General features: G+C 71.5%; 5 protein-coding genes and 1 pseudogene. 4 read left to right on the forward strand and 2 right to left on the reverse strand.

Translation table 11 applies throughout. From position 1 onward, the window contains the following. The first annotated feature begins 42 nt into the window (after positions 1-42). A pseudogene (locus tag ACIRJT_RS18805) lies at positions 43-862 on the forward strand (IS5 family transposase). A 134-nt stretch (positions 863-996) separates the two neighbouring features. On the opposite strand, the gene ACIRJT_RS18810 reads toward ACIRJT_RS18805, so the two are convergent. After that, positions 997-1,749 (reverse strand): hypothetical protein, encoded by a 753-nt coding sequence (locus ACIRJT_RS18810; protein WP_403910524.1) that lies wholly within the window; start codon positions 1,747-1,749, stop codon positions 997-999. 1,846 nt (positions 1,750-3,595) lie between these two features. On the opposite strand from ACIRJT_RS18810, the gene ACIRJT_RS18815 reads away from it, so the two are divergent. Both ACIRJT_RS18815 and ACIRJT_RS18820 read left to right on the forward strand, forming a co-directional pair. Further along, entirely contained in the window at positions 3,596-7,945 is a 4,350-nt protein-coding gene (locus ACIRJT_RS18815; RefSeq protein WP_403910603.1) for an RICIN domain-containing protein, read from the forward strand. A gap of 7 nt (positions 7,946-7,952) precedes the next feature. Continuing rightward, positions 7,953-8,375 (forward strand): hypothetical protein, encoded by a 423-nt coding sequence (locus tag ACIRJT_RS18820; RefSeq protein WP_403910526.1) that lies wholly within the window; start codon positions 7,953-7,955, stop codon positions 8,373-8,375. 55 nt (positions 8,376-8,430) lie between these two features. Here the strand turns inward: ACIRJT_RS18820 and ACIRJT_RS18825 are convergent, their stop codons facing one another. Continuing rightward, a complete protein-coding gene (locus tag ACIRJT_RS18825) occupies positions 8,431-10,917 on the reverse strand; it encodes a GTPase-associated protein 1-related protein (RefSeq protein ID WP_403910528.1) in 2,487 nt (828 codons plus the stop codon). Between the two features lie 167 nt (positions 10,918-11,084). Between ACIRJT_RS18825 and ACIRJT_RS18830 the strand changes: the two genes are divergently transcribed. Further along, complete coding sequence (locus tag ACIRJT_RS18830; protein ID WP_403910530.1) at positions 11,085-11,924, forward strand: alpha/beta fold hydrolase; 840 nt, start codon at positions 11,085-11,087, stop codon at positions 11,922-11,924. Positions 11,925-12,029 lie beyond the last annotated feature (105 nt).

The following is a 12,029-nucleotide window of genomic DNA, read 5'->3' on the forward strand; positions in this document are numbered from 1 at the left end:
GCCGACATCGGGCGTAGCCACTTTGAGGCATGATCACCAGCCATGGCTATGGATCTTGAGCGCGCACTCGTTCCTGACGGGCTGTGGGAGATTGTGGGCGCCGCTGATACCGCCGTTCAAGCCGCGTCGGCAGGGCGGTGGAACGGCTCCGGTGGCGGACCGGACGGTGTTCTGCCCAATCGTGTATGCGCTGACCACCTCATGTGCTTGGCGTCGCTTGCCGCCCAGCTTCGGCGGGAGCCCGGCTACTCGGCACCGCCGATTTGCTGCCTGGACAAGAGCCGGCTTGTGGCGGCGCCTCCACAACGAAGTCCTTGACCGGCTGGGGGCCGCAGGGGCGATCGACTGGTCCGCTGCCCTCGTTGATTCTGCCTCGGTCCGGGCGAAAAGGGGGGCCGGATCGTAGGTCCGAATCCGGTCGACCGGGGCAAACCCGGCGCCAAGCTCCACATCCTGACTGACGCCCAGGGGCTGCCGCTGCTCACGGCGGTCTCTGCTGCGAACACCCACGACAGCCTTGCCCTCAAGCTACGGGTCATGGCTGTCGTGGGTGTGCGTTCGCCGCGCGGGCCTCGACGCCGCAGACCCTCCAAACTCCGCGCAGCCAGAGGGTACGACTACCCCGAGATCCGCACTGGTTGCGGAACCGGAGCATCGCACCCAAGATCGCGCGACGTGGCATCGAGTCGAGCGAACGCCTCGGCCGTTACCGCTGGAAGGTCGAACGCACCATCTCTTGGCTGTTCAACTACCGGCGCGCCTGGCCATCCACTACGAGCGCAAGAGCCGCCACTTTGCCGCCTTCCTCAGCCTCGCCGCCACCCTGATCTGCTACGAGCGGCTCGCCAAACTCACCACGTGAGATGACGCCTAGGAGGGCATCTGCTCGGCACCGCGCGACGGCACAGCTCAAGCAGGTAGCGGGAAGGGCGCGCCATGGCTCAATCCCTTCACAAAATCGAGTCTCCACCGAACCCGGAACGGGGCACTCGCAGTTCAGGAGGACGGTGCGTCCAGGTTCGGCTTCCGCCTCACCTCAGTCACGGAAACGCTCTCGTCTTCGGGGGCGCCGAAGGGTTCCGCGATCAAGCCTGTTCCGGTGCCGATGACTTCCACTGCCAGGCCGGAGCCCATGAACCGAAGGTCCACTCGGGCGCGCGGGTCGCCGCCGAGGTCGGGCATCTTGTGGATGCGGTCGGTACGGTATCCGGCGGCGATAATGGTCTGCTGGAGTGTGCTGTAGGTGGTGTGCGGCTCTCCGGCTGCTTTGGTGGTCAGGCGCTCGGCGTGCTTGGCGGCGGCGCACTTTTCGATTTCGCCGAGTTCGACTTCCTGTGGTGGGCCGGACTGCATGGGCTTGTCGGGCATCTCACCTGAATCATCGACGGGGATGGGTATGTCACCGTTCACGTCAGGTGTCCCGGCGGGCTTGTCGGTGCGCGGGGCCACACCGCTGGGAATGCCGCCGGGCAGTGTCCCGGGATCTGGTGCGGCGCCGCTGCCGCTGGGGGCGTCGGGGGAGCATTGGCGCGCGAACTTGTTGAGGATGTCGAGGAACTGCTTCTCGGTGGGCTGCCGGGCGGGTGAGGCGGAGACCTGGGAGCCGACCGGGGCGGTGGATGCGGATGAGGCCGTCTGGGTGCCGCAGGCGGTCAGGGCGAGGGAGCCCGCAGCCGCTATGACGACGGACGCAGTGAAGCGAATTGATGGCATAGATGAATCTTCGCCACACGCTCTTATGGGGCGCATGAGTATGTGTACTCATGGCTTGATCGCGGGCGAAAAGCAGTCGTCGAGATCTGTGGGCCGATTGATCTCAGCCTCGTTGTGATGGCTTGATTTCGGCGAGTTCGGTTTCGAAGCTGTCGTCGTTCTCCAGGAACGGCCCGGCGTAGTTCCGTTCTGCCCGGTTCATGATGGTTGATTAGATGTCGTAAACGGCGCAAGCGTCCCGTGGTGGAGTAGGTAGCGGCGGGCGTGGGCGATGCCGGCTCGTCCGGCGAGGCGGATCGTGCTGATGGCCAGGTTGCGGAAGCCGGCCGTCGACTGCGGAGCCGTACCGGTCCCGACCTGGGAGTCGTCCTCGTGGAAGGTGACGTCCGGGTCGGATCAGGTGGGCTTGGTGCTGGTCACGACGGGGTGGTTCTCCTGTCGGTGCCCTCTCGGGCTCACCTGCCGAAGCGGGAGTCCCCCGACGCTGACAGAGGGGACTCGAGACTGGCCCAGGACCATTCGACAAGGTTCCCCCTTCGCGGGTCGCCCGACGCCGATCCACAGGTCTTGAGTATTGCTCCGGGTTTCAGCAACGCCCATGAATGGAGGAGTTGGCTCCATTTTTTATGGTCTCGCAGACACATGTTCGGATCGCATGAGTTCCCGGAATGTTGATCAGAGCTGGTCAACTTGACCGAAGGGAACACCGTGCGCAAACTCGCGCTTCCTGTGATAGCCGCGGCCTCCCTGGCCATGCTCAAGGCTTCGGCGTAGTCGCGTGATGTCCGGTTCGTAATGATGTGAAGCCGAGGCAGGCGTGTTCGGCGGTCGTGCCGGCTCCGGCGACCCCGTTCCCCGACTGGAGGACGAACTCGCCGGAAGGGCTCTGACGCCCTCGTGGCGGCATCGAAGGCGGCGCGTCCCACCGTCGCGTCGCGCTCGGAGGTCCCCGCCGCCAGGGCTCTTGCCTCTACCTGCGAGCAAGGCGGCGGCTGACCGGCGCGCGTTGGTGGGCTGTCCCGCGCGTCCGCCGTCCCGTCCAGGACGGGCGCACCGTACCCGGCCTGCGATACGGGCAGCCACCGACCGGACGCCTCGGCGCGTTGGAAGGTCCCGGGGTGACGGGTGACGGGTGACGGGGGACGGGTGACGGGCCGTCCGGGCGGAGCGGGACCGGTTGTCCGAAAGGCTGAAGCTTACCCACGAGTTTCAGCCAACCACGTACACATCCGAGCTCTCATCCACGCTGCTTGAACACATCTCGCGCACAGGGTTCTCCTAGGGGCAGCGGGCCGATGCGGATGCAGAGGGCACCCACTCGGCCGATCCTTGGCGGGGAGACTTTTCGTCAACTTGTGCCAACAGCACTTTCGCCCCTGTTCACCTGCGTAGACGGCTCTCTAAGATGACGCCGCGCCGGGCCGGATAGTGACCTGCTCCGTGCTTGCGTACATCAACTGGGCGGCCGGGGCGGCTGATTCGGCGGGGGAAGAAGGCGCGCCGTCGTGGCGCGTTGTCCACACTCCGTGCATCCTCTTTCGGCCAGGCCGCGCCGCTCCTGATGCGGTGACGGACCGAGTGGCCTTCTCCGCCGCCTCGATCGCTGCCACCGGCTGTCTTCCGCTCTTCCGCTCTCACTCACCATCACACAGAGGATGCGCACGTGCGTTCCAGACCAAGGGCGTTGCCCAAATCCCCATCACGGCTGTCACGATGGCCCGCCCGCGTTCTCCCGCCGTTGCTCGCCGGGGTCCTCCTGGCCGGCGTCGGCGTCTCTCCGGAGCTGATCGACCGTTACGCCGCGCCGGCGACCGTGCCGGTCAGCGACTACGACTGGAACCAGGACACCTCCGCCGAGCAGTTGCGGCAGGACCAGTGCCTGATGAGCGACGTGCTGCGGCTGGGCGGGACGTCCATGGCCGCCACCGCGAAGGACGGGCTCAACCAGAGTCCGGAGCGGTTGCGCGAGCTGGCGGACCGGGACTACTGGGAGGACACGCCGCTCGCCACCGCCTACCAAGCGGACAGGGACGCCGCCAGTGCTGAGCTCGACCGGCTCCACGCGCTCCACGACAGCTGGAAGATAACCGGGCTGGAGACGCCGGGCGGCTTCGGTTCCGTCGTCGACTTCGAGTGGCCGCCCGGGACCGGTAGTGACGACCGTGAGGACTTCCACTCCCAGACCGGCCTGATGGGGTGGATCGCCGACCGGTTCTGGAAGGACGAGGGCGACTTCTACGAGGACGCGACGCCGCCGGCGGACGCCGGGACCGTCGCGGCGGTCAAGGCTCTGGGGCAGCCGCTGTACGGCGAACCCGACCCGGCCCAGCCGGACTGGGACCGGCAGATCGCCCTGCGGGACGCCTACGAGCATCTGACGGACGACACGTGGGAGCCGACCGGCGCGGACAACGCCCGTCTCTTCCTGAGCTCCGGCGGCTTCCCGAGCACGGTGCCGGAGCCGGGTACCGCTGAGCACAGGGTCGCGGTCGAGGACCTCAAGTCCCGCTTCGCCGCCTGCGCGTGGCGTGACCCGATGGACCCGGCGAAGGTCCTGGGGGAGGTCTCCACGACCGCCGCCGCGGAGTGGCAGCAGGAGATCGGCTCGCAGGCCGCCAAGCGCAACGACATCCTGAGCGCGAACAAGAACGCCGTCCAGGCGCTCACCAAGGCCTCCGAGTCGATGGGCAAGCTGCTCGGCCACTCCTGGGTCGCCGACCACATCACGCGTTGGCAGGACTACTGGTCCTCGGGCGGCCTCGGCTGGATCGGGAGCTCCCCGATGACCGTCCAGATCCCGGGCGCGACCGGCAAATGCCTGGGCGTGCAGGGTTCGGGCACCGCGAACGGTACGGCCGTCGAGGTCGTCGCCTGCTCCTCGTCCGCCGCCCAGCAGTGGAGGGTCGGCGGGGGGTACGGCGAGGGCTACAGCCTGCAGAACGTGAACTCGCAGAAGTGCCTCGACGTCGCCACCAACCGGACGAAGATCCAGATCTGGACCTGCAACGACACGCCCATGCAGGTGTGGAAGTTCAGCGTCCGGGCGAGCGCCACCCTGCAGAACCTGGGGGCGGCCAAGTGCGTGAACTTCCCCGCGTACACCACCGGGCAGGACGCGCTCGCGGCCACCTGTGGCACCGCTGGCACGCAGAAGGTGCTGTTCAAGGTCTCCGGGCACAACGGCAGCGTTCCTCCGGCTGCGGAGTTCACCAAGGCGTCGCAGCGGCTGAACGCGGCGCGCACCGGGGCGAAGGCCGAGCTGGTCGAGCTGAAGCGCCAGGCGACGGCGGCGACGGCCGCCCAGACCGCCAGCGTCACCGCCGAGCAGGCGGCGTACGCGATCGCGGACGCCAACGGGGCGCCGCGGGGCCGCGGTCTGCTGGTGGGACAGCAGAAGGCGCAGGTCACCCAGGGCGCGGCGGCCGCGGTCACGGCGTTGGTGAAGGCCGGCGAGACCGCCGAGGCGGCCACCCGGGCCGCCGCCGCGGACAGCGACACGATCGCCCAGCGGGCGCTGGCGCAGGCGGCGCAGTCCAAGGCGGAGTTCCGCAAGCAGGCGGCCTACCGGGCCGAGCTGCAGGCCAAGGCGGCCGCCGACGCGGCCAAGCTGCACCGTGACAACGCCAAGAAGGACAAGGAGCTGGCCGAGGCCAAGCTCGCCGAGACCCTGGTGGCGGAGGCCGACGCGAAGTCGGCGGCGGCCGACGCGCACGCCAAGCGGCTGAAGGCCGAGGCCGAGGAGGCCACGGCGAAGAAGGAGAAGGAGACCGCCGACCTCAAGAAGTCGGAGGCGGCCAGGCACCGGCAGACCGCGGAGACGGAAGCCGCCAACGCCGAGACCGCGAAGGGCAAGGCCGAGGCGTCGGAGGCCACGGCGGTGGCCCGGAAGAACGACGCCGAGACCGCCCGGGACCGGGCCAAGGAACTGCGCGACGACGCCTGGGACGCGCAGCAGAAGGCGGACGCGGCGCGCGCCAAGGCTGCCGCCAAGGGCGCCTACGCCGAATCCCTCGACGCGGGGGACGCGGCGGACGCCGCGCGGGCGGCGGCCAATGAGGCCGACCGGCACGCCGACGACGCCGAGGCGGCGGCCGGCCGTGCCCGTACCGCGGCTGACGCGGCGACCCAGGCCGCGGCTGACGCCGACGCGGCGGCGACCCGCGCCGAGGCCGCGGCCAAGCGCTCCCGCGCTGCCTCGGACGGAGCGCAGGCGGCGAAGCTGCGGGCGGACGCCGCGGTGCGCACCGCGACCAGCTCGGCCGCCGACGCCATCGACGCCGCCGAACACGCCTCGTCCGAAGCCGCGTTGTCGGTCAAGCTGGCCAACGAGGCCGAGGCGAGGGCGAAGACGGCCAAGAACGAGGCCGACGCGGCGCGGGCCGAGGCCAACAAGGCCACCGCCGCCGCGGCCAAGGCGGCGGGGTTCGCCTATGTCACCGCGCAGGCCGCGGTGGACGCCGGGAACTCGGCGGCGCAGGTCGCGGCTCCCGCGAACGACGCCATCCAGCTCGGCTCGCCGTACGTCACCAAGGACTCGGCCGCTTCTCTGGTGGTCCTGTCCGGCCAGGCGGCGAAGACCATCGCCGAGCAGCAGAAGGCCGTCGCGGACGCCCACGCGGTCAACGCTGCCGAGGAGGCCGCGGCCGCGCAGATCATCGCCAACCAGGCACAGGGCGACGCCAAGGCCGCCTACCAGCACGCGGCGAACGCCGCCAAGCACGCCGCGGACGCCCGCGGCTACGCGAAGGAGGCCCTGACCTACGCGGCGGCGGCGGCGACCGCGGCGGCGAAGGCGCAGCAGTCGCTGGCCCGCACCATCGGCTACCAGGCCCAGGCGACCGCCGACGCGGTGGCCGCCGACAAGGCCGCGGGCCGGGCCGAAGGCCACGCCGAATCAGCCCGCACCTCCGCCGACGCCGCCGCTCTCGACGCGGCCGCCGCCCGCGCGGCCGCCACCCGGGCGGAGGAGTCCGCCAGTCAGGCCCGAGCCGCCGCCGACCGGGCCGACGTCGCCGCGACAGCCGCGGAGGAGGCTGCCAAGGACGCGCAGGCGTACGCCGAGTCCGCCCAGGAAGCCGCGAAGCAGGCCGAGAGCGCGGGGAACGCCGAGCAGATCGGGACCGGGACCGTCCCGGACGACGCGGGCGGCCCCATCGGCGGCGTCTTCTACGTCGTCGACCGCATCGATCAGGTCGGCAAGCCGCAGGTCCTGAAGAAGACCGATGGCTGCGACGGCTGGTGGGACCAGCTCGCCTACGACGGCGACTGCACGATGACCCAGAAGATCGGGTACAAGGCCGACCTCGACCTCTACCTGTGCACCAGCGAGGTATGGGCGAACTCGTGCCCCTCGGCGGACACGCTGTACCTGGGCGAGCACAAGACGGACACGCTGTACACCGAGGTCACGCACACCATCACGATCGGGGAGTACCAGCAGGGCGTCGACCCGATCGACATCCTCTTCGGCAGCTGGATCCGATGCGCCCAGAAACTCACCCCCGGTGGTGAGAACGGGAGTTGGGGCGGCTGCGCCTGGGCCGCGGTGGATGTGGCGACCCTGTTCGCCGGCAAGATCCTCCGGCCCATCGCGGACGCGGTCAGGGCGGCGGACGCCGCGGCGAGGACCGGCATCGGCTTCTTCGACGCACTGAACGGGCTCCGTGCCCTGGGCCTGGCCGACGACGTCGTCGCTCGCATCGGGTACCGGGCGATGGACGAGTTCGTCGAGTTCTGCACGCGCGGCAGTAGGCGCTTCGCCGCACCGGCGGCGTCCTCGGCCGCCAATGGATGCGGCGGACTGATCCGCTACAACAGCGATGACCTGAGCCGCATGGCCTACCAGTTCAGGACCGAATCCGGATTCTTCGGGGCACAGCACAATGTGGCTGTGGCCAGGGTGCCGGGATGGAACGACCCGAAGACCGGGGATCTGGTGGTGGCGAGCAGCAGCTTCTCGGGCCACTCGGAGACGGCGATCCTGGACATGCTGAAGGCGAAGAAGATCGACCCCAGCGAAATCACCGCTCTCTACACGGAGCGGCAACCCTGTGCGGCCTGTGCCTCCGAGCTGGCCGGCGCTCTCAAGGGGGGCACGCCCGTCACCTGGTCGGTTCCGTACTACGCCGGAATCGAAAGTGCGGCGAAGCAACTGCTGGCAAAGTACGTCAAGCAAGCCGGCGGCGGACGCTCGGCGCTCTCGTCGGCAGGTCAGAAGCAGGAAGGGGAGTGAGGGACGCGTGAGCGAGCACGGATTCGACGTGCCGCCGAAAGCCCCGCCGGAGGTCATCGGCCGGCGCGACGCACTGGCCGAAGCGGCCCGTCTCGCGCTGGTCCGGGCGGGAATTCCCGCCCACCGAGCGGAACTCGGAGAGGGCCCCGCGGGCAGACCGGGTGCGGATGTCCAGGTGGACCCTCTCGCAGACGGCGGTGTGCTGGTGGAATGGAACACCCGGGAGGAACTGGCGACCGAGGCGGTGAACCTTCTGGAAAGCGGGGTTGATCCTTCGAATCTGCCCCACACGATCCGCCACTACGAAAGCGTGCAGACCTGCATGCGGGACGCTCTTTCGAGCATCCTCGCCTCGGCGGGCTTCCAGGTGGAAAGAGCGGACGAGCACACCTTCGGAAGCGCGGTCCGGGTAACGGGCTTCACGCCCTGATCCCACTCTTCAGGCCCCATCGGCGCCGATCCGCACGGCGTCGATGGGGCGGGGATCACCCCCGCCGCACCCGCCCCGCGATCCGGCGGCCCAACCGCCCCAGGGCGCTCGACCGGTTCCAGTCGCGGAAGGCGTCGGCGCGGCCGCTGCTGCCCGTGCGGCCCACCGTCTCCTCCACCTCCGCCACGGACTCGGCCGGCATGCCGCGTACGGCGGGGCGCAGGACCTCGTCGAGGAGGGCGGCGGCCACCGGGGGCCACGCGCGGCCCGCGTGCGGGTGGGCCGTCCAGACGGTGAAGCAGTCCGCCGCGTAGGCGGGCTGGGTGCGCAGCCTCGCCCGTACGGTCTCCGTCCGGGCGGCCCGGTCGTAGGCGGCGATCAGCTCGGCGTCCTCGCCGTGGACGAAGCCGTACAGCTCGGCCCCCGGGCGGTCCGGGGCCAGCAGGCGCTCGACCAGGGCCGCGTACGCCCGCTCGCGGAGCGCCGGTTCGACCGGCTCCGCCCGGGCGCACAGCGTGCGGACGCGCTCCGCCCAGCCGGGCTCCGGTGCTCCGGTGCGCAGTTCGCGGACGAGGACCAGGAGGAGGAGGCCTGCCCGCTCCCGGCCGCCGATCTCCTCCGGGAAGCCGCGCAGCAGGTCGTGGGCGAGCCCGGCCGCCTCGTCCGTCCCGGCGGCGGACGTCCCGGCGGTGGGCGTGCCGGCGGCCGAGGTCCCGGCAGCGGACGCCCCGAGCGCCGCGTCCACCAGCCGCGCCCACGTACCGGCCGCGCGGTGCGCGTCCGAGGTGGCCGCGTCCAGCAGCAGCCGGGCCTCCTCCACCGTCGGGGCCCGGTCCTCCCACACCAGGCCGACCGCCGTGCGCAGCACCAGCGGTTCGGCGAAGGGGGAGAGGCCGGCCGCCCGCAGCACCCGGTGCCACATCGCCGCCCGGTCACCGCCCAGGGTCGCCATCGCCTCCGGGACCTCGGCGCACATCCGCAGATGCGGCAGCGCCTGCGTGCCCGTGAACGGCAGCGTGACCCGCTCCAGGAACCCGGCCACCGCCCCGGGGTCCTCGGGCGCGATCCGGTCCAGCGCGCCGAGCAACGCCGTCCGCACCTCGAACTGTTCGTCCAGCAGCTCCAGCAGGGCCGGTGCGAAGCCCGGGGACCCTTCGTGTGCCGCCGCCTCCGCCAGCAGCGCGGGCGCCAGCCGGTTCACGACCCCCGGCAGCGAATCCCTGCCGTCCACGCCCAGCAGCCGTGCCACCCGCAGTAGTTGTACGGTGCGCGCCACCGAGCGTGATCCGGCCGTGTCGGCCAGCTCGGTCAGGATCTCCGGGCCCAGCCGCGCGGCGACCTCCGCCCCCTCCGGACCGGAGAACGCGTCCCGGCGCGGCAGTTCCAGCGAGCCGTTGCCGCCCCGTACCGCCTCCGTGACCAGCATCGCCGCGAGCGGAGCGGTCACCGATGCCGGGCAGCGGCCCTCCAACGCGCCGAACAGCAGTCCCACGGAGTCGAATTCCGGTCCCGTGCGGTCGTCGATGCCGGGGGAGGTGAGGGCCTCCACCAACTGGCCCGTGCGCTTGGCGTCCAGCGCGTACGGGCGATCGGCGGCCCAACCGGCCGCCGCCGCGCGCTCGTCCGGCCCGAGCTCCACTCCCGCACACAGGGCCGTCACCGCCAACGGGCCCGCGGCGAACGGCTCCCCGGGCAACTCCCTGGCCTCGCCGAACAGTTCCGGCGACCGGCTCCGCCAGACCCGCGCCGCCGTCGCCGCCCACGCGTCGCCCGTACCGCCGCCCGCCGGAGACGGCCCCGCGCACTCGTGCACCCGCAGTCCCGCGGCCCGTGCCGCCGCCGCGTCCTCGGGCAGCACCCCCATCACCCGCGACGCCGAACCCTCCGGCCGCCGGGTGTACGTGGTGAACGTCAGCCGCTCCGCGCTCTCCCTCGGCAAGGTGACCGACGCGAGCCCCAGCCACCGGGCCACGTCAGCGCACTGCCGCTCCACCAGCACCACCGGCTGCCCGCCGGCCGCCTCCGCGTCGCTCGCCCGGCGCAGATCCGCCAGCACGGCCGCGAGCCACGGGCCGCGCGAGACGGCGAAGTCGTCGAGGCCCTCGGAGACCGCCGCCGGACCCGGCGGCAACGCCAGCGGATCGGGTATCGCCCCGCCGGGCGTCACCGCCACCCAGTGCGGCGACCGCCACGCCTCGACCGGCAGCCGGTCGCCCGGCAGCGGAACCCCCACCGGCACGTGCACCGCGTGCGCGTGGAACCGGACGCCCGACCCCGCGCCGCCCACGTCCCGTACCGGGGCCGAACGCGCCACCAGCCGACTGCCGTCGGACAGGACGAAATACCCGAACGCCTGCGGCAGCGAGCGCAGTTCGGCGTCGGACGGCCGGTCGGGAACACCCCCGGGAAGCTCGTAGCGCACCAAGGGTTCGATCTCCGCCAGCAGTGCGCCCGACACTCCTGGGCCGACCGCCGTGAACCGGCCAGCCGTTCCCTCGTCCCCCGGCGCGGCGGAGGAGTAGTGCACCTGTGCAAGGCTCATCTGTCGGCCCTCTTCGTCCTGCCGCGCCCGGTCCCCGTGCCCACCCCGTACGGCTGGGGTCGGGGGAAGAAGTCCACAGCCGCGGGGGCGACGTTATCAAGGACGGGGAGGGAATCCCTACGCTGCGTCAGGCGCTGGCCCGAGGGCCGCTGCACTACGTTGACGGCATGAGCGACGTGAGGCTTTCCGCGGGCGTGATCGAGTACCACGACACCGGCGGCGACGGGCCCGTAGTGGTCCTCCTGCACGGCGTGGCCATGGACGGCTCGCTGTGGGACGAGGTCGTCGCCGGGCTCGGGGACGGGGTGCGGTGCATCGTGCCGACCCTGCCGCTCGGAGGGCACCGCAGGCCCATGGACGCCGGGGCCGACCTCTCCGTCCTCGGGGTCGCCCGGCTGGTCGCGGAGTTCCTGCAAGCGCTCCGGCTGGAGGACGTGACCCTGGTGATGAACGACTGGGGCGGCGCACAGGCCCTGGTCGCGGACGGGCGGGCCGACCGGATCGGCCGGCTCGTGATCACGTCGTGCGAGGCGTTCGACAACTACCCGCCGGGGCTGCCCGGCCGGAACCTCGTCGCCTCCGCCAGGCTGCCCGGAGGGATCAGGGCGGCCTTCTCCCTGCTCCGGCTGCGGCCCGCGCGGCGGCTGCCCATGACCTGGGGCTGGATGAGCAAGCGACCCGTCCCGCGCGCCACGATGGACCGGTGGTTCCGGCCGCTCCAGACCTCCCCGGAGATCCGCCGCGACCTGCGCGCCTACGTGCTCGGCGTACCGGACAAGGCCGAACTCCTGCGGTGGGCCGAGCGACTGCGCGCCTTCGACCGGCCGGCGCTGGTGATCTGGGCGACCGAGGACCGGGTGATGCCGCTCGACCACGGGCGACGCCTCGCCGAACTGCTGCCGCAGGGGCGGCTGGTGGAGGTGGCCGACAGTTACACGCTGATTCCCCAGGACCGGCCGGACGCCCTCGTCGAGCACATCGGCGCCTTCCTGGCGGAGACCGCCTGAGAGGGCGGAGCCCGGCGCCCCGGGGGCGGTGCGGTGCTTGTCCCGACGAGGTAACAGTCCCTCGCCGGCACCCACCGACCGAGCCGGGCGAACCTATGATCGACG

The organism is Streptomyces sp. NPDC102283, assembly GCF_044766265.1.
In the GTDB taxonomy this organism is placed as follows: domain Bacteria; phylum Actinomycetota; class Actinomycetes; order Streptomycetales; family Streptomycetaceae; genus Streptomyces.